Below are 16,198 nucleotides of genomic sequence, written 5' to 3'. Positions count from 1 at the left end.
GGCGTGCTATGAATACGCCATGACGACGCTCGCACCTCTGCGTTTTGATCCGATGGATCCTTCTTACACCAAGGATCCGTACCCCACGCTCGCCCGCTTTCGTGAGAACGCTCCCGTGTACTACTGGGAACAGGGAGGCGGGCCGATCTTCTTTCGCTACAAAGATTGCATTGCACTGATGCGGGAGCCGAAGCTCGGGCACGATCCCACGCTCGGGGCTGGCTTTCCGGCCGAGATGAGGGCCGCTTTCCCCGATTTCGTTGAGCTTCGCGAGAGTGACCTCTTCATGGTCCCGCCGGAGTCGCACGCGCGGCTGCGCAAGCTCCTGAATCCCACGTTCAGCCCGCGCGCGGTCGAGGTGCACCGCCCGAAGGTGAAGGCCATCATCGAATCGCTGCTCGACAAGTTCCCGCGCGAGGGCGTGATCGACATCTCCTCGGACTACACGCGGCAATATCCCGTCCGCGTGATCGCCAGCGTGCTGAACATCCCCGACGACCACGTGTCGGATTTTATTGCCTTCGCGGAGAGCCTCATCGCCACGATCATCCCAGGGCTCCCACCCGAGAGGTTTGCTGCGTGCATGCCGCCCGTCGCGCGTGGCATGGCCCTCGTGCGCGAGATTATCGCCGACCGCCGGGCGCACCCGATGGAAAACGACCTCATGACCCAGCTCATCAATGCGTGTGACGCGCAGGATCGGCTATCCGACCCCGAGCTCGTCTCGCTCGTCGCGGGGCTGCTCGTCGGTGGCACCGACACCACGTACCACGGGACGAACCAGACCATTCTCTCGCTGCTCGAGCACCCCGATCAGCTCGCGCTCCTCCGCGCGGAGCCGAGCCTTTCGCGCAACGCATTCGACGAGACGCTCCGGTACAACATGTTCGGCCGTATGCCGTTCACGCGGTACGCCACCGAGTCCTTCAGCTACGCAGACGTCCCGTTCGAGCGCGGCAAGCCCGTGTTCCTGTTCATGATGTCCGCGTTCCGGGATCCGGAGTACCTTCCCGACGCCAACGTGTACGACATTCGTCGCCAGCACACGGGGACCCACTGGTTCGGCCTCGGCCCCCATTTCTGCCTCGGCGCCTCGCTCGCCCGCATGGAGGCCGAAATCGCGCTCCAGAGCCTGCTCGCGCGGTACCCCAAGATCGAGCTCGCCGGCGAGCCGGTCTACGGCAACCACCCGATCATGCGGACGATGGACAAATTGCCCCTCCGCGTCAGCACCTCGGCCGCCTGACCGTCATTCCGGACAAACCTTCCGCTCCGCGATCGTCTGCCCGTCGATCCCGAAGACCGTGAGGTCCTTGCCGACCACGGCAGCGCCGATCGCCCCATACCCGTAACTCGACAGGAGCTTCCGCTCGGGCCTTCGCACTTCGCCGTTCGGCCCGAGCTCGATCGTGATCACCTCGCGCGCGAAAGGCCCGGTCGCGGCAATCAAGAAGCCGTCGGCCGTGCCGACCACGAACGGGTTTCGGAGGAGCGCATGAGGCTCCGACGCGAGCGAGGGCGCGCCGATCGCCTTGCCTGTGTCGTCGAGGCGCACCACGCGAATCACGCTGGTCTCGGTCCGCTCGGTACCGGTCGAGCATGCGAGGAGCAGCCCCTTCGGGCCATGGCCGAGCGCGCATTCGTGGGGCTGGAAGGGCATTCGTGCCGCCGGGGCGGGCTGCGAGACGATACGCGCGGCGCTGTCGAGCAATGCCGTCATGACCGCGCCGCCGCGCGCGTAGGCGACCACGAGGCCCTTGCTCGTCCAGGCGAGCCCGGGCTTGCTCGTCATCGGATCACCGGGCAGGCGCGTCGTTTTTCGCATCGCGCCGGCCTCGTCGAGAGGGCCGACCTCGACCGCGCCATTCTCGTCGATCCACGCCGCCGCGAATCCCCCGGGGATACGCGCCAGCGTGGGTTCGCGTCGCCCCGCCGCCGCGGGAAGGACGGCGCGCGTGAGGGTTTTTCCTTCGCGATCGACACGCACGAAGACCGCCTCGTCTTTCTCGAAAAGAAGCGCGGCCCATCCGCCCTCGTCGAGCGGAAGGACGGAGGCCGCGGCCGCGTGCGGAGGCAGGCGCAAGGCCTCGGGCGCGGGGCGCGTGCGCGCGTCGCACGGGCCTTTCGGGGTCGCTTCATTCGGCGCCGGCGCCTCGCGGCAGGCGAGGCGCGCTGCCACGATTTTCGGGCTTTTCCCTTCCTGCAACCGATCCCGATTGTACACGACGAGCCATTCTTTTCCGGTCCACAGGACGGCCGGCATTTCCCCGGCGGACTTCTCGTTGTGCAGGGGGAGCGGCGGCGCGGTGGCGCCGTTCGGTTCCACGACCGTGATCAGGGCCTCCGGATCCCGCGCGACGAGGACCGACGCATGGAAATGCGCCTCGTAGGCCACCGCGAACCGCGCGCCGTCCCAGGCGAGGACGGGCTTGCGCGGCGTCGCAACGGGGTCGGGGTGCGTCGCGACGATCCGCGGCGCGAGCTTGGGGTTCCCCGCGGCGTCGAGCATCGCGAGCCATATTTTGCGGTCCTGATCCCAGGCGACGGCGAGGCCCGCGGGCGTGGGCAAGAGGAAAGGATTGAGCCCGCCCGGGAGCGAAGCGCCCACGCCCGTGAGCCCTTCCCCCGCGAGGCGCCGGATCTCGATGGTGCCGCGCGTCTCGCGCGTATGCCATCCGACCCAGTACGCCTCGCCGTCCCACACGATCGAGGGAACGCCGGGGTTTTCGCCCGCGGAGAGCTCGAAGGTGCGCTTCGCCTTGCCCGTCTTCGCGTCGACGAGCGCGACGCGCACCGATTCGTGCATCGGGTAGGGGCCACGCGTCCAGGCGACGGCGATGTCGTCCCTGCCCCACGCAACCGCGGGCGTCCCGTCGAGCAGCGGCGAGGGATCGATCCGGGCCGACCAAACGGGGCGATCCTGCGCGTCGAGCCGCACGAGCTCGATGTCGGCCTCCTGCTGCGCGTGATACACGACCGACGCGACCACGACGTCGCTCCCCCGGAACGCCCCCACGACGTGCGAGCGCTCGTGTTTGTCGGGGAACGTGATCTCGTGGATGCTCTTCGCCGCGCCCGAGAATTCGAGCCGCGCCACGAAGGCCTTCTGCGTGTCGTGATCGAGGTACACGTACCCCGCGCCGGAATCGAGCCTGCCGAGCGAGGGCCGATCCTCGTAGAAATACGCCGCGGCGCCGCCCGCGATATCGACGGAGGCGCGCTCCTCGAGCCCGTTCGCGCACGAGGCTGGCGGCGGCGCCTCGGGGATCGGGGCCGACTGCGCGGGGCCCTGGCCGTGTTCGGGCGTCGTGGGCGCGGGGGCCGGTTCGGTCTTCGTGGGCACGGCGCTCGGGGTGCTACATCCGAGCCAGAGACCCACGAGCGTGGCCGGGAGGCCGAGGAGAAGGGGCTTGCCTCGCGAGATCGTCATCATCGTGCCCTCCAGACCAGGCGACGAGCAGGCTGAGCCTAACGCGCGGCCCAGAGCCCGTCCACAGCTCTGCGCGGCGCCTCCCGCCCCCCGAACCTGGGGTTTCTTCGAATTCGGAATGCCGAATGATTCCACCTTCGGACGCTGGAAAAGCGGAATGCGTGGCCCCGTCTGGTCGGCCCGGGTCTTGCCGGGCACCTCGCCCCGGGGGAATCATGAAGACGTTTTCCCGGAAGAACATGCTCGGCTGGGCCCTCGTGGCGATCGTTTCGTGCACGGCCCTCGGGGACGCCACGGCAAGGGAAGGGGCGGGACGTCCACCGCGCGCTCCGAACCCGGGTGAGATCGCCGTGCCTTTCTCGGAGCTGGAAGTCCGCGCCTCCGGGCGGCCGCGGGGCGAGCTCCGGACCCTCTTGACGTCGCCGCGGATGTACCAGGCTTTCGTCGGAAGCCCGCCGCCGGAAGACCTCGATTTCCAGCGAGAATGGGTGATCCTGTACGCGCCCGGTACGATGTCGACCGGCGGCTACGTGGCGGATATCTCGTACATCGGGCGATCGGTGGACGGTCGCTCGCTCACGATCGAGACCCGCCTTTACGAGCCGGGCCCTCATTGCTTCGTGACGCAGGCGCTCACGAATCCGTACGTGCTCGTGCGCTTCCAGCGGCCGGGCGACGCGCGGCGCGTGACCTTCACCCACGTCACGGAGGTGCGGGATTGCGCGACGGAGCCGGCACACGCGAGCCCGGACGTCGAGGCCGGGGCGGAGTGAACGCGTGACGAGGTGAGCGAAGCGCGCACGCCCGCGGACCTTTGCGTGTTCGCGGGCGTGCGGAGAATGGTGTGTTTGTCCGTTACGATTCGATCACTGCGCCAGCTTCATGACGACCGCGTCCTCGCCGCCCGCATTCGCCGTGAAGTTGCCGTCGCCGAAGAGCACGTTGTTGCTCCGGTAGCTGCCGCCGAGCCACACGTTGGCGTTCGAGTCCGCGGCGACGGTCTCGCCCGATTCGGTCAGGCCGCCGCCGAACTTCTTCGTCCAGGCCGCCGTGCCGGCGGGGTTGTACTTCGCGACGAAGATGTCGTGTTCGCCGTTCGACGAGACGATGCCCTTGCCGAAATCGGTGCTCGCCCAGAATTGACCCGTGACGAGCACGTTGTTGAACGCGTCGACCGCGATGTCCTTGCCGCGCTGCGTGCTCACGCCGCCCATGCTCTTGCTCCACATGTGGAAGCCGGAGGGGCTGTACTTCGCGATGAACACGTCCTCTGCGCCGCCGCTCGTGATCGTGCCATTGCCGATGTCCATCGAGCCGTTGTATTCGCCGGTCACGAGCACGTTGCCCGCGCTGTCGATCGTCACGGCGTTCGCGCGCTGGAGCTCGCCGTCGCCCGCGCCGAGCGCGAAGATGGGGTTGCCCATCGCGTCGAGCTTCGCGACGAAGATGTCGTAACCGCCGGCGCTCGTGAGCGTCTTGCCGCCGCCGAAATCGATGCTGGTCTGGAACGCGCCGGCGAGCGCGATATCGCCCGCGGGCGAGACCGCGAGGTCGTAGGCATATTGCGTCCCCGGGCCGGTGATCGCCTTCGCCCAGAGCGGCGTGCCAGCCTTGTTGAACTTCGCGACGAACACCTCGAGCCCGCCGCCCGCGATCGGCGAGATGACGTTCGCGCCGATCGTGAGGTTGCTCGAGAACGTGCCGGAGACGTACACGTTGTCCGCCGCGTCCACCGCGACGCTCGCCTCCTCCTGCGTGTACGCGTTCGCGATCGCCTGGGCCCAGATCTGATTGCCCGTGGCGGCTTCGAGCTTCGCCACGAAGATGTCGCGCGACCCATTGTTGCTCGTGAGCGCCGTTCCGCCGAAATTGATGGTGCCGAGGAACTCGCCCGCGACGAGCACGTCGCCCGCGCTGTCGACCGCGACGCTGGTGATGTCCTGGCCGGCCGCGTCGCCGTACTTCTTCGCCCACACGACGGTGCCCGTCGCGTTGTACTTGATGACGAAGAGGTTGTCGTTGCCCGTGGCGGTCAGCGTGCCGATCGGCGCGGGGAGGGTGATCGCGCCCGAGAACCTGCCGACGACGACGCCATTGCCCTGCGCGTCGGTCGCCACGGCCAGCACGATCTGGTTCAGGTTGTTGCCGAAGGTCCGCACCCAGCTCGTGTCGCCGGTGCACGCGGGCGCCTGGCCATTGCAATCGTCATCGCCCGCGGTCGCGCAGTTCTCCGGCGTCGGAAGGACCTGGTTCATGCAGGCCCCGTATCCGGAGCCGTCCGGCGCGCACGTCTCGACGCCCATCTTGCAGAGGCCCACGCCCGCCGTGCCCATCGGGCCCGTGTAGCAGGGCTGCGTCGCGTTCGGCATGCACACGCAGCCCGCGCCGTCGTCGGCGAAGCTGTCGCAATCGTCGTCCATGGCATTGCAGGTCTCGGCCTGCGGCAAGACCTGGCCCTGGCAGGCGCCGTACGAGAGGCCGTCGGGCGCGCACGTCGCGGTGCCTTCCTTGCAAATGCCGACGTTCTTCGTGCCCGCCGGGCCCGTGTAGCAGGGCATCGTGTGGCCCGGCGTGCACAGGCAGCCCGAGCCGTCGGCGACCACGCCATTGCAGTCCTCGTCGGTCAGGTTGCACGTCTGGACCCCGGGGACGACCTCGCCCACACACGTGCCGTATCCGAGGCCGTCGGGGTTGCACGTCTGGACGCCGGCCTTGCAGGCGCCGACGCCCATCGTGCCGTCGGGGCCCGTGTAACAGGCCTGCGTGCTGCCCGGCATGCAGCAGCCCTCGTCCGTCTCGCCGTTGCAATCGTTGTCGATGTTATCGCCGCAGACCTCGGGCACGGGCTCGCACATCATGCCGCCTTCGCCGCCGGTGCCGCCCATGCCGCCGCCGCCCACGCCGCCGGTGCCGCCTTCGCCGCCCACGCCGCCGGTGCCGCCGCCGCCCTGTCCACCCGTGCCGCTCGACGAGCTGCTCGACCCCGAACCCGAGGTGATCGGGGGGAGCGGGTCGTCGCCGCAGCCCGCGAGGCCCGCGCCGACGAGCAGCGCGAGGGACGAAAAAGTGACCGAAGCAAGGTGACGCCGATGCAACATGGAACGAACCTCCGGAATGGAAGGGGCTGCGAAGCCAAATGCAGCGCATCATCCACGAAATAGGGCCCCCCGCACAATAGGCCAGGCAAGAAATGCGCGCCCGCGCGGAGGGTTTGGGGGTGTGATCGGCGTTACTGCTCCGTCTTCGGGAAGATCAGCACGAACGAGTTCTTTGCGGGCCGAAAGACCGTGGTCTTCGTGGGATGGGCGTCCCGTTTGAAATGCGGCATCCAGGGCAGCGCCTTCCATGCGTCGTTGTCCTGAATGAACTCGGGCACCACGAGATCGAGCTCGACGTACCGATCCGCGGTGGCGGCCGCGAGGTCCGGCCCGAACGTCCACTTCTCGCGTCCGGGGCGCGCCGTGAGGTCGTTGTGAATGGCGCCGCCGTACGTGAGGACCATCTTCCCCGCGCCCGCGTTCGCGTTGCGCGAGGCGAGGGACTTGGCCTTTTCATCCATGAGCCGCGCGATCATCTCCAGCATCACGATGACCGAATCGGGCCCGGCCTTCACGATCGCATCGTAATCGGCGCAGCTCGCGCGAAGGATATGGGGCTTCACGCCGAGCGCGTACGCCGCGTCGCCGAGCGTGACGAACTCGTTCTGGTTCGTCTTGGCCTGGCTCTGCGTGACGGGCTTCTGCTGCTCCGCGACCTGCGCCTCTTTTTCCTTCCCGCATTTCCCCTCGGACACCCAGATCTCGAGCACGATGTCGCTCGCCTTGCCCGTGAGCATGGGCAAAAACGTCTCGGTGAAGCGCTTCGTGGCCGTGGGGATGCCCTCCTTGCCCTTCTGCGCGTGTGACTCGCCGATGCCGAGGATGAGCGGGTTTTCCGCGAGGATCGCGGCAAACGCGTCTTTGGGCGTGTCGTAGAGCATGCAGCCCATCTCGCCGCACGGCTCGGGCGGCGCGGCGGGGGCGGGTGCGGCGGCGTTCGCGGAAGGGGCGGGCGCGGCGCTCGCGACCGGTGCGGCGCTCGGGGGCGGCGCTGCGGAGGCCGTCGCGGGCGGCGGAGGCGCGGCGCTGTCGGGCGTGCGGCACGCGGCGACGGTGGCGAGGCAAAGGAGCGGAAGGAGGCGAGCGCTCAGCATGGCGGGAGGAGTGACGCGAGGACACGGAAGTTCCTCGGCCCTGTCAAGCGCTTCGGCGTGTCAGCGGAGCCCGGTGATTCGCTCGAGCTGCATCTGGTACGATTTCGAGAGCTTCGACTCGTCGACGCGCGGCCGGAGCGCTTTCAGCGCCGATCGCGTGGGCACATCGACGTCGGCGCCGAGCCGCGCCGCTTCGAGGTGCAGCTCCAGGGCGCGTTTGTAGCCCGCTTGCGCCTTCCACACGTCGCCGCGCAAATCATCGAGCTCGGCCCCGTGCTGGGTGAGCATTGCGCACGCCGAGACTTTCTCGCGGCTGCCGAGCATCATGGCCGCGCTCGAAGCGTCGTGCCGCGACAGCGTCTCCCACATCGGGCCGAACAGATGCAGCGCCGTCGTTTGGACGAGCTCCACCGCCTCGTCGAGCCGTCCGGACCGCTTCAAGCCGACGACGCGGCCGAAGACGTCGGCGAGCTGTTGGACCATGCGGACCTTGAGGTCCTTGTGCGTGCTCGACATGCGCTTCCCCGCATCCCCTGGCGGAATGTGCACCCTACCAGGCAGCACTTCCCCCGTCGAAATTTCAGTGTCCTTCGGCTGTATGCGCACCAGGCAGCCCGTATGTGTAAAAAGTCACCCGAAGCGGCCTACATCTTGGGTCCGAGGAGGGGAAACGCCCTTCGCTTCGCCCCCCGTCCCAACTCGTGCCATGCTCGCCCCGTCCGTCCACGGCGCCCCGACCTTTCCGAATGCTCCACACGATCCGCTACGGTAGGCTCTTCGACGATTTCGTTCCCGGGGCGATCTACGCCCATCCCTGGGAAGTGACGGTCGACGAGGGCATGCTCGCGTTCTTCGCCGCCTCGTTCCAGGACGTGATCCCGACCTACGCGAGCCGGCGCGCCGCGCGGGAGCTCGGCCTTCGCGACAGGCCCGTCCACCCGCTCTTGCTCCTGAACCTCGGCCTGTCCTTCAGCGTGCACGATGTGAGCGAGCAGGCGATCGCCCACCTCGCGTACATGGACGTGCGCTTCCCGAACGCGTGTTATCCAGGCGATACCGTGGTCGCCGCGTCGCGCGTCATCGGCACGCGGCCCGTCTCGACCGGCGACAAGGGCGTGGTCCACGTGCGCACCGAGGTCTCGAACCAGGACGGCGAAGTCGTCTGCTCGTTCGAACGCAAAGTGCTCGTCCGCGTCGGCAAGGTCGCGGGGCGCGCCGCGATCACGCCACAAAGCCCGGTCGACGAGCGGCCCGCCGCGCCCTCGTCCCGCGCGCCCGTATCGCTCCTCGGGGACCTCGCGCCGCCGCGCCGCGCGGTGTTTCCTACGTTCTGGGACGATTTCGAGGTCGGCGACGTATACGCGCACGAGGCCGGGCGCACCGTGAGCGAAGCCGAGCACATGCAGCTCACGACGCTCTTCCGGAACTCGCATCCGATGCACGTCGACGAGCGGTATTGCCAGAAGAGCTCGTTTGCGAAGACGCGTGTGGTCTTCGGCGGCCTCGTGCTCGCCTGGGTGCTTTCGCTGTCGAGCCGCGATACCGCGGGCAACGCCGTCTGGGACCTCGGCCTCGACGACGGCGCGCACCCGAGCGGCGTGCTCGCCGGCGACACGCTTTACGCCGCGTCGTCGGTCGTCGCCAAGGAAGAGCGCGGCAAGGACGCGGGTATCGTGGTCCTGCGCGTGATCGGGCTCAAGAACACGCCGGCGCGGGTCCTGCTCGAAAAGGGGGCGGACCTGTTCACGCCCGAGCTCGGCAAGACGGCGGGCCGCGTGCCCGAGAAGGCCGTCGAGATCACCCGCACGCTCCTCGTGCGGCGTCGCACGTGAATTGCATTCATCCCACCGGCCCGGAGAGCATCATGATCAAGATCAAGCGCATCGATCACGTCGCCATCGCCGTCGACAACATCGATCACGCGCTCGTGAAGTGGCAGCAGGCGCTCGGCCTCGAGCCCGGCGTGCGGGAGCTCGTCTCCTCGCAGAAGACCGAAGTCGTGCTCGTGCCCGTGGGCGAAAGCAACATCGAGCTCATCGAGCCCAAGGGCAACGAGGGGCTGCAAAAGTTCCTCGAGAAACGAGGCCCCGGCCTGCACCACATCGCCGTGGAGGTCGAGGGCATCGAGGCCGCGCTCGAGCTTTTGAAATCGCTCCACGTCCCGCTCATCGACGAGACCCCGCGCATCGGCGCGCGTGGCCACAAGGTGGCGTTCGTGCATCCGCGCGCGACGGGCGGTGTGCTCGTCGAGCTGGTCGAGCCCGAGCCGTCGCATTGACGAGCGTGTGATGACGACGACGCCGATCCAGCTTCGAGAAGCGCTCCGCGGCGAGGGCGACCGCGAGGTGCGCACCGTCCTCGCCGACGAGCGCCGCAAGCTCGTGCTCATCGCGCTGCGCAAGGGCGCGGTGCTCGCGGCGCACCACGCGATCCACCCGATCACCATCCATTGCCTCGAAGGCCAGGGCGAGCTCCGCGTGGGCGAGGAGGTCGTTTTGATGTCGCCGGGCGTCGTCGTCCCGCTCGACGCCCACGTCGTGCACGAGGTCGAGGGAAAACCCGAGATCGTGCTGCTCGTGACGATGTTCCGCGACAAGAAATGACGCGTGCGTCGGGGCGATCGTATTGTCCTGACGAACTCGTTTGTCTCTCCGTACGATTGTCTCTCTGCTACTCGCGCCCCTCGGCGGCGGCGACGGCGGCGACGACCTCGGAGAAATCCCACTTGTCGGTCGCCGCGTCCGCGCTGCTCGGCGGCGGCGGGAACACGCTCTTTCGGGTGACGGCGGCGATGAGCTGCCCGAGCGTGACCTCGCACTCGCGCGGGCTGCCGGCGATCCCGAGCTTCGCGCCCACGTCCTTCGCCACCATGTCGAATGCCTCGGGGTCGAAGTCGTAGAGCTCGGCGTCCACGAGGAGCACGAGCGGCCGATACTGCGCCGAGTCGCTGCGCAGATCGAGCAGGTTCGTCTCCCGGAGGGCCACGCCGGAGGGCCCGAGCACCACGCCCGCCCGCGAAAGGGTGTCGGGGGGCAGGCCCACAGCGAGGACCATCGGGGCATGGAAGCTCACGGGGGTCGGGCGATCGAGGGCCATGGCTCACCCGCAATACCAGAATCCGATCGGCTTTGGAATGCAGCCGCTCGTTCCCGTCCACCCATGGGCCCTTGACGCTCGGGGCCACCTCGGCGAATTGCCATGTATGCGCGCCATCGCCGTTTCCACGCCGGGCGGCCGGGAGGTTCTCTCCCTCGCCGAGATCGACACCCCCGCACCAGGCCCAGGTCAGGCCCGCGTTCGCGTCGAAGCCGCGGGCGTGAACTACATCGACGTCTATCAGCGCACCGGTCTCTACAAGATGCCCCTTCCCGGGCGGCTCGGCCTCGAAGGCGCCGGCGTGGTCGAGGCCGTGGGCCCCGAGGTCACGTCGATCGCGCCCGGTCAGCGCGTCGCCTGGGCCTCCGTGCCCGGCTCGTATGCGAGCCATGTGATCGCGCCGGTCGACAAGCTCGTGGTCGTGCCCGACGGCGTCGATACGAAGACGGCCGCGGCCGTGATGCTGCAAGGCATGACCGCGCAATACCTCGCGACCTCGACGTTCGCGCTCGGCCCGGGCGATACGTGCATCGTGCACGCGGCCGCGGGCGGCGTGGGCCTGATCCTGTGCCAGCTCGCCGATCACGCGGGCGCATTCGTGTTCGGCACGGTCTCGACGGCCGAGAAGGCGGCCCTCGCGCGCGCGGCGGGCGCCGACGAGGTGATCCTTTACCGCGAGGTCGATTTCGCCGCCGAGGCGCGGCGTCACACGAACGGCGCGGGCGTCGACGTCGTGTACGACTCCGTCGGCAAAGACACCTTCGATCGCAGCCTCGGAGCCCTCAAGCGGCGCGGCATGCTCGTGCTCTACGGCCAATCGAGCGGCCCCGTCGGGCCCTTCGATCCGCAGCGCCTCTCGGCGGCGGGCTCGGTCTTCCTGACGCGGCCGAGCCTCGGCGACTACACGGCCACGCGCGAGGAGCTCGCCGCCCGCGCTGCGCAGCTCTTCGCGCGGATCGCCGAGGGCACGCTGTCCGTCCGCATCCATGCCGAGCTCCCGCTCGCGGATGCCGGCGAGGCCCATCGCCGCCTCGAAGGCCGCGAGACCACGGGCAAGCTCCTCCTGATCCCGTAGCGCCGTCGTCGTGGTAAAGCGGGGGCATGTCGACCCGCCAATCAGGTCCCCGTCCTGTCCGCGCGCCCCGCGGTGCCACCCTTTCTTGCAAGGGCTGGGTGCAGGAGGCCGCGCTGCGCATGCTCCACAACAACCTCGACGCCGAGGTCGCCGAGCGGCCGGACGATCTCGTCGTGTACGGCGGCACGGGCAAGGCCGCGCGCTCGTGGGAGGCGTTCGACGTCATCGTCCGTGAGCTCCAGGATCTCGCGGACGACGAGACCTTGCTCGTGCAGTCGGGCAAGGCCGTGGGTCGGTTCCGCACGCACCCGGACGCGCCGCGTGTGCTCATCGCGAACAGCAATCTCGTTGGCCGCTGGGCGAACTGGGACGAGTTCCGCAAGCTCGAGCAGCTCGGCCTGACGATGTACGGCCAGATGACGGCGGGCTCGTGGATCTACATCGGCACGCAGGGCATCTTGCAGGGCACGTACGAGACGTTCGTCGCGGCGCGCAAGGCGCACGAGGCGCGCTCGGGCCGCGAGGGCGGGCGCTGGGTGCTCACGGCCGGGCTCGGCGGCATGGGCGGCGCGCAGCCGCTCGCCGCGACGATGGCCGGCATGTCCTGCCTCGCGGTCGAGATCGATCCGCAGCGCATCGAGCGCCGCCTGGAGACGCGTTACGTCGATCAGCGCATCGACGACCTCGACAAGGCGCTCGCCGCGATCGAGGCGGCCGTCGAGAAGAACCAGCCCACGTCCATCGCGATCTGCGCGAACGCGGCCGACATCTTCCCCGAGCTCGTGCGTCGTGGCGTGGTGCCGGACCTCGTCACCGAGCAGACGGCCGCGCACGATCCCTTGATCGGCTACATCCCCGAGGGCCTCTCGCTCGCCGAGGCGGCCGCGCTGCGGGCCTCGAACCCGAAGGAGTACGTGGCGCGGGCGAAGCGCTCCATGCGGCGCGAGATCGAGGCCATGCTGGAGATGGCGCAATGCGGCTCGGAGGTCTTCGACTACGGCAACAACATCCGGACGTGTGCGCAGGAGGCCGGTTGCGAGCGCGCCTTCGACATCCCGGGCTTCGTGCCCGCGTACATTCGCGAGCTCTTTTGCCAGGGCAAGGGCCCGTTCCGCTGGGTCGCGCTCTCGGGCGATCCGGAGGACATCCTGGTCACGGACCGCGCGGTGCTCGAAGCCGTGCCGAACGACCCGGACCTCGCGCGGTGGATCAAGCTCGCCGAGGAGCGCGTGAAGTTCCAGGGTTTGCCCTCGCGCATCTGCTGGCTCGGTTATGGCGATCGGGCCAAGGTCGGCCTCGTGTTCAACGAGCTGGTTCGTCAGGGCAAAGTGAAGGCGCCGATCGTGATCGGCCGCGACCACCTCGATTGCGGGTCGGTGGCGAGCCCGTTCCGCGAGACGGAGGGCATGAAGGACGGCTCGGACGCGATTGCAGACTGGGCGATCCTGAACGCGCTCGCGAACACGGCGGGCGGCGCGTCCTGGGTGAGCTTCCATCACGGCGGCGGCGTGGGCATCGGCAATTCGCTGCACGCGGGGATGGTCATCGTCGCGGATGGCACGGACGCGGCGGCGCGGCGGCTCGAGCGGGTGTTGACGATCGATCCCGGAATGGGCGTGATTCGCCACGCGGACGCGGGCTACGAGACGGCGCAACATGTCGCCGAGGAAAAGGGCGTCCGGGTGCCACACCGGATGAAAGGCTGAGGTCGTCGTGAGGGCGGGGGCGCACGACATCGAAGTAGAAACGCCGGATCTCGTGGTCCTTCGTATCCGCGGTGAGATTTTTCCCCCGGATGCGGAGGCCTTTGGCACGGCCATGGTGGAGCAGGCCCGGGGCGGGACCGGCTTCATTCTCAGCATCGTCGAGAGCGAGATCGCGATGAGCGCGACGAGCCGGAAGGCGTTCATCGCGGCGATGCGCGGCGTGCCTCGCCTCGCCAACGCCGTCGTCGGCGCGAGCTTCGGCGCGCGCGTGATCGCGAAGCTCGTCGTGACGGCCGCGCGTGTGCTCGCGAGGGCCCGGTTCGACCTTGCCTTTTTCGACGACGAGCCGAGCGCCCGCGCGTGGCTCCGCGACCAGGGTTGTGTCGCTTGCGGCGCGACATCCGGACCTGACAGATCGTCCGGATCGTCGTAACCTCCGCCCCCGACATGACCTTGGTCCGTTCGTCTGCGGCGCTCGCGCCTCTCGCGCTCCTCCTCCTCGCCTGCCCCGGCACCTCGACGGTCACCGGCCCAAAGGACAAGGCTGGCCCTTCCGGGTCGGCCTCCGCGTCCGTCGAGGCGCCCGGCCCGGAGCTCGATCCGCCCCCGCCCACGCCCAAAAAGCCCGTGTTCAAGGAATATCACGGGGAGAGCGTCGCCGACGATTACCAGTGGCTCGAAGACGGCGCGAGCTCCGACGTCAAGAGCTGGGTCGGCGACCACAACCGGCGGACCCGGGCCTTCCTGGACATCTTGCCCGGCCGTCAGGCGCTCTACACGAGCGTGCGCAAGTTCGTCGAATACGGCACGCCTGCGTTTTACGCGTTCCAGCACAAGGGCGGCGTCCTCTTTTCGATGCGCTGGCGGCCGCCGAAGCAGCAGCCGTTCCTGGTCACGCTCACGCCCGTCGACAAGCCGAACGCCGAGAAGGTCCTCGTCGACCCGACCACGATCGACGCCTCGGGCAATACCTCGATCGATTATTACGTCGCCTCGCCCGACGGCGGGAAGGTCGCGGTCTCGCTCTCGAAGGGCGACCGTGAAGGCGGCTCGATCCGCGTCTTCGACGTGGGCTCGGGCCGCGAGATCGCCGAGGTCGTGCCGCAGGGCGCCGGCCGTTACAAGGGCAAGAGCATTGCCTGGAACGCGGGCGGCAACGGATTTTTCTACACGCGTTATCCCGCCGAGGGCGAGGGCAAACCCGAGGACCGAGGGTTTTACCAGAAGGTTTATTTCCACAAACTCTACACGCCCGTGAAGGACGACGCGCCGGCGATCGACAAACTCCCGCGCCTCGCGCAGATCGACCTCGAGACGAGCGGCGACGGCAAATTCGTCACGGCGCGGGTCGAGAGCGGCTACGGCGGGCCGAAAGAGCACCACGTCTTCCGCCAGGGCGGGGGTTTTACCAAGGTCGCGGATGGGCCCGACGAGGTCGAGCGCATGGTCGCGGGGCCCGACGGCGACCTCTACATCATCTCGAAGAAAGACGCGCCGCGCGGCAAGCTCCTGCGCACCTCGGCGTGGAAGCCTCAGCTCGCGAAGGCCACGGCCGTCGTGCCCGAGAGCGAGTCGGTTTTGCTCGACGTGCTCCCCACGCTGCAGCGCATCTACGTGCGTTCGAGCGCGGGCGGGCCCTCGGAGATGCGCTGGTTCGACCTCAAGGGCAAGCCCGGCGGCATCGTGCCGATCCTGCCCGTCTCCGGGGTGCACGAGGTCGTCTTGCTCCAGGAGGACGACCTCTACTTCGAGAACGAGAGCTTCACCGAGGCCTCGGCCTGGTATCGCTTCCGCGCGTCGAGCGGCAAGGTCGAGAAGACCGCGATGGCGCAGCCCGCGACGGCCGATTTCAGCGACGCGACCGTGGTGCGCGAGACGTGCACGTCGAAGGACGGCACGAAGATCCCGCTCAGCATCCTGCGCAAGAAGGACGCCAAGCTCGACGGGCAGAACCCCACGATCCTCACGGGGCAAGGCGGCTTCGGCGTGGTCGTCGCGCCGGACTACGACCCCACGCGGCGCGCCTGGCTCGACGTCGGGGGCATCGTCGCGGTGGCGAACCTGCGCGGCGGCGGCGAGGGCGGAGACGCCTGGCACAAGGCGGGCATGCTCACGCAGAAGCAGAACGTGTTCGACGATTTCTTCGCCTGCGCCGAGCGATTGTTCGAGCTCAAAGTGACGAAGAGCGACAAGCTCGCGCTGCTCGGCGCTCCGCAGTCGCCCTTGCTCATGGGCGCGGCGCTCACGCAGCGGCCCGACATGTTCCGCGCCGTCGTGGCGCGCGGCGGCATCTACGACATGCTCCGGCTCGAAGGCACGCCGAACGGCGCCTACGACGTCCCCGAGTACGGCTCGATCGCCGACGAGAAGCAGTTCAAGGCGCTCTTCGGCTACTCGCCGTACCACCGCGTCGAGGACGGCAAGCCCTACCCGGCGACGCTCCTGCTCACCGGTGAAAACGACCCGCGCGGCGATCCCTCGCACGCCCGCAAGATGGCGGCGCGCCTGCTCGCGGCGACGAGCGCGAAGGCGCCGATCCTCCTGCGTTCGAGCGGCGACACGGGCCGCGGCGTCGGCACGCCGCTCGACCACGCGGTGCTCGAAGCCGTGGACGTCTACACATTTCTGTTTCACGTGCTCGGCATCAAGAAGCCGTGAATCCGCTGCGAATCCATCTTCGCGCCACGTCGAGCTTGACT

General features: G+C 68.6%; 14 protein-coding genes. 9 read left to right on the top strand and 5 right to left on the bottom strand.

Annotated features, from left to right (window positions below):
- Positions 1-19: 19 nt before the first annotated feature.
- Positions 20-1,246 carry a cytochrome P450 gene (locus QHF84_RS10185; RefSeq protein WP_281313029.1) on the top strand — a complete coding sequence of 409 codons (1,227 nt, stop codon included), beginning with the start codon at positions 20-22 and terminating at the stop codon, positions 1,244-1,246.
- A 3-nt stretch (positions 1,247-1,249) separates the two neighbouring features.
- On the opposite strand, the gene QHF84_RS10180 is transcribed toward QHF84_RS10185, so the two are convergent.
- Positions 1,250-3,433 carry a hypothetical protein gene (locus QHF84_RS10180; protein ID WP_281313028.1) on the bottom strand — a complete coding sequence of 728 codons (2,184 nt, stop codon included), beginning with the start codon at positions 3,431-3,433 and terminating at the stop codon, positions 1,250-1,252.
- A gap of 212 nt (positions 3,434-3,645) precedes the next feature.
- On the opposite strand from QHF84_RS10180, the gene QHF84_RS10175 reads away from it, so the two are divergent.
- Positions 3,646-4,203, top strand: coding sequence for a protease complex subunit PrcB family protein (locus QHF84_RS10175; RefSeq protein WP_281313027.1), 558 nt, complete (start codon positions 3,646-3,648; stop codon positions 4,201-4,203).
- Between the two features lie 93 nt (positions 4,204-4,296).
- Here QHF84_RS10175 and QHF84_RS10170 read toward each other — a convergent pair whose 3' ends face one another.
- From QHF84_RS10170 to QHF84_RS10160, 3 genes are all read right to left on the bottom strand, one after another.
- Entirely contained in the window at positions 4,297-6,528 is a 2,232-nt protein-coding gene (locus tag QHF84_RS10170) for a MopE-related protein (RefSeq protein ID WP_281313026.1), read from the bottom strand.
- A 131-nt stretch (positions 6,529-6,659) separates the two neighbouring features.
- Positions 6,660-7,622, bottom strand: coding sequence for a hypothetical protein (locus tag QHF84_RS10165; RefSeq protein WP_281313025.1), 963 nt, complete (start codon positions 7,620-7,622; stop codon positions 6,660-6,662).
- 60 nt (positions 7,623-7,682) lie between these two features.
- Positions 7,683-8,138 (bottom strand): hypothetical protein, encoded by a 456-nt coding sequence (locus QHF84_RS10160; protein WP_281313024.1) that lies wholly within the window; start codon positions 8,136-8,138, stop codon positions 7,683-7,685.
- Positions 8,139-8,368: 230 nt separating this feature from the next.
- On the opposite strand from QHF84_RS10160, the gene QHF84_RS10155 reads away from it, so the two are divergent.
- Genes QHF84_RS10155 through QHF84_RS10145 form a run of 3 tightly spaced genes read left to right on the top strand, consistent with a single transcriptional unit; the run spans position 8,369 to position 10,225 of the window.
- Positions 8,369-9,454, top strand: a complete 1,086-nt coding sequence (locus QHF84_RS10155; RefSeq protein WP_281313023.1) for a MaoC family dehydratase — start codon at positions 8,369-8,371, stop codon at positions 9,452-9,454.
- A 32-nt stretch (positions 9,455-9,486) separates the two neighbouring features.
- Positions 9,487-9,900, top strand: coding sequence for a methylmalonyl-CoA epimerase (gene mce, locus QHF84_RS10150; protein WP_281313022.1), 414 nt, complete (start codon positions 9,487-9,489; stop codon positions 9,898-9,900).
- A gap of 10 nt (positions 9,901-9,910) precedes the next feature.
- Positions 9,911-10,225 carry a hypothetical protein gene (locus tag QHF84_RS10145; RefSeq protein WP_281313021.1) on the top strand — a complete coding sequence of 105 codons (315 nt, stop codon included), beginning with the start codon at positions 9,911-9,913 and terminating at the stop codon, positions 10,223-10,225.
- Between the two features lie 67 nt (positions 10,226-10,292).
- Here QHF84_RS10145 and QHF84_RS10140 read toward each other — a convergent pair whose 3' ends face one another.
- Complete coding sequence (locus QHF84_RS10140) at positions 10,293-10,718, bottom strand: hypothetical protein (protein ID WP_281313020.1); 426 nt, start codon at positions 10,716-10,718, stop codon at positions 10,293-10,295.
- Between the two features lie 106 nt (positions 10,719-10,824).
- Between QHF84_RS10140 and QHF84_RS10135 the strand changes: the two genes are divergently transcribed.
- Genes QHF84_RS10135 through QHF84_RS10120 form a run of 4 tightly spaced genes read left to right on the top strand, consistent with a single transcriptional unit; the run spans position 10,825 to position 16,157 of the window.
- Positions 10,825-11,793: a quinone oxidoreductase gene (locus QHF84_RS10135; protein ID WP_281313019.1), complete on the top strand. Its 969-nt coding sequence runs from the start codon at positions 10,825-10,827 to the stop codon at positions 11,791-11,793.
- Between the two features lie 26 nt (positions 11,794-11,819).
- A complete protein-coding gene (gene hutU, locus QHF84_RS10130) occupies positions 11,820-13,499 on the top strand; it encodes a urocanate hydratase (RefSeq protein ID WP_281313018.1) in 1,680 nt (559 codons plus the stop codon).
- A 7-nt stretch (positions 13,500-13,506) separates the two neighbouring features.
- Entirely contained in the window at positions 13,507-13,932 is a 426-nt protein-coding gene (locus tag QHF84_RS10125) for a hypothetical protein (RefSeq protein WP_281313017.1), read from the top strand.
- Between the two features lie 14 nt (positions 13,933-13,946).
- Positions 13,947-16,157, top strand: coding sequence for a prolyl oligopeptidase family serine peptidase (locus tag QHF84_RS10120; RefSeq protein WP_281313016.1), 2,211 nt, complete (start codon positions 13,947-13,949; stop codon positions 16,155-16,157).
- Positions 16,158-16,198: the final 41 nt, after the last annotated feature.

This window comes from Polyangium sp. y55x31, assembly GCF_029946505.1.
Taxonomy (GTDB): Bacteria; Myxococcota_A; Polyangia; order Polyangiales; family Polyangiaceae; genus Polyangium.
Note: the sequence above shows the minus strand (reverse complement) of the source record. Positions and strands in the feature narration are given on the sequence as shown.

What these genes read in the sequence shown, in the direction of transcription:
- QHF84_RS10185 (WP_281313029.1), top strand. Translation starts at nt 20, where the DNA reads ATGACGACGCTCGCACCTCTGCGTTTTGATCCGATGGATCCTTCTTAC.
- QHF84_RS10165 (WP_281313025.1), bottom strand. Translation starts at nt 7,622, where the DNA reads ATGCTGAGCGCTCGCCTCCTTCCGCTCCTTTGCCTCGCCACCGTCGCC.
- mce (WP_281313022.1), top strand. Translation starts at nt 9,487, where the DNA reads ATGATCAAGATCAAGCGCATCGATCACGTCGCCATCGCCGTCGACAAC.
- QHF84_RS10170 (WP_281313026.1), bottom strand. Translation starts at nt 6,528, where the DNA reads ATGTTGCATCGGCGTCACCTTGCTTCGGTCACTTTTTCGTCCCTCGCG.
- QHF84_RS10180 (WP_281313028.1), bottom strand. Translation starts at nt 3,433, where the DNA reads ATGATGACGATCTCGCGAGGCAAGCCCCTTCTCCTCGGCCTCCCGGCC.
- QHF84_RS10145 (WP_281313021.1), top strand. Translation starts at nt 9,911, where the DNA reads ATGACGACGACGCCGATCCAGCTTCGAGAAGCGCTCCGCGGCGAGGGC.
- hutU (WP_281313018.1), top strand. Translation starts at nt 11,820, where the DNA reads ATGTCGACCCGCCAATCAGGTCCCCGTCCTGTCCGCGCGCCCCGCGGT.
- QHF84_RS10135 (WP_281313019.1), top strand. Translation starts at nt 10,825, where the DNA reads ATGCGCGCCATCGCCGTTTCCACGCCGGGCGGCCGGGAGGTTCTCTCC.
- QHF84_RS10155 (WP_281313023.1), top strand. Translation starts at nt 8,369, where the DNA reads ATGCTCCACACGATCCGCTACGGTAGGCTCTTCGACGATTTCGTTCCC.
- QHF84_RS10140 (WP_281313020.1), bottom strand. Translation starts at nt 10,718, where the DNA reads ATGGCCCTCGATCGCCCGACCCCCGTGAGCTTCCATGCCCCGATGGTC.
- QHF84_RS10160 (WP_281313024.1), bottom strand. Translation starts at nt 8,138, where the DNA reads ATGTCGAGCACGCACAAGGACCTCAAGGTCCGCATGGTCCAACAGCTC.
- QHF84_RS10120 (WP_281313016.1), top strand. Translation starts at nt 13,947, where the DNA reads ATGACCTTGGTCCGTTCGTCTGCGGCGCTCGCGCCTCTCGCGCTCCTC.
- QHF84_RS10175 (WP_281313027.1), top strand. Translation starts at nt 3,646, where the DNA reads ATGAAGACGTTTTCCCGGAAGAACATGCTCGGCTGGGCCCTCGTGGCG.